Annotated in this window: 2 protein-coding genes; both read left to right on the top strand. The window is 65.6% G+C overall.

Annotation, left to right across the window (positions count from 1 at the left end):
- Positions 1-175 (top strand): Rieske (2Fe-2S) protein (locus FS320_RS49595; RefSeq protein ID WP_476738996.1); only part of this gene is annotated, 175 nt, incomplete at its 5' end.
- A gap of 9 nt (positions 176-184) precedes the next feature.
- On the top strand, positions 185-590 hold a 406-nt coding region (locus tag FS320_RS44825), incomplete at its 3' end, for a molybdopterin-dependent oxidoreductase (RefSeq protein ID WP_152718824.1).

Here is a 590-nt window from a genome sequence, read left to right on the forward strand (position 1 = left end):
CCAGGGGATCGTGCACGGCCATTCCGTGACCTGTCCGCTGCACAACTGGGTGATCAGCCTGAAAACCGGTGAGGCGCAGGGGGCCGACCATGGCTGCACCCATAAAATCCCGCTGCGGATCGAGGGCGCGCGCATCCTGCTCGCGGCCCCGGCTCTCATGGCCCGCGCTGCCTGAGGAGGAAGAATGGCGAGCGGCACCCCGACCCGAACCACATGCCCCTATTGCGGCGTCGGCTGCGGTGTCCTGGCGACGCCGCAGGAGGATGGCTCTGTCGCGATCAAGGGGAATGAGCGGCACCCGGCCAATTACGGCCGCCTCTGCTCGAAGGGCTCGGCTCTCGGCGAGACGCTGAGTCTCGACGACAGGCTGCTCTATCCTGAAGTCGACGGCCGCCGTGCGGCATGGGATGAAGCGCTCGATCGGGTGGCGCGGCGCTTCTCCGAGACGATTGTCGAGCATGGTCCTGAATCGGTGGCCATCTACGGCTCGGGCCAGCTGCTCACCGAGGACTACTACGTCGCCAACAAGCTGATGAAGGGCTTCATCGGCGCCGCGAACATCGACACGAATTCCCGTCTCTGCATGGCTT

This window comes from Microvirga tunisiensis (genome assembly GCF_009296175.1).
Lineage (GTDB): Bacteria > Pseudomonadota > Alphaproteobacteria > Rhizobiales > Beijerinckiaceae > Microvirga > Microvirga tunisiensis.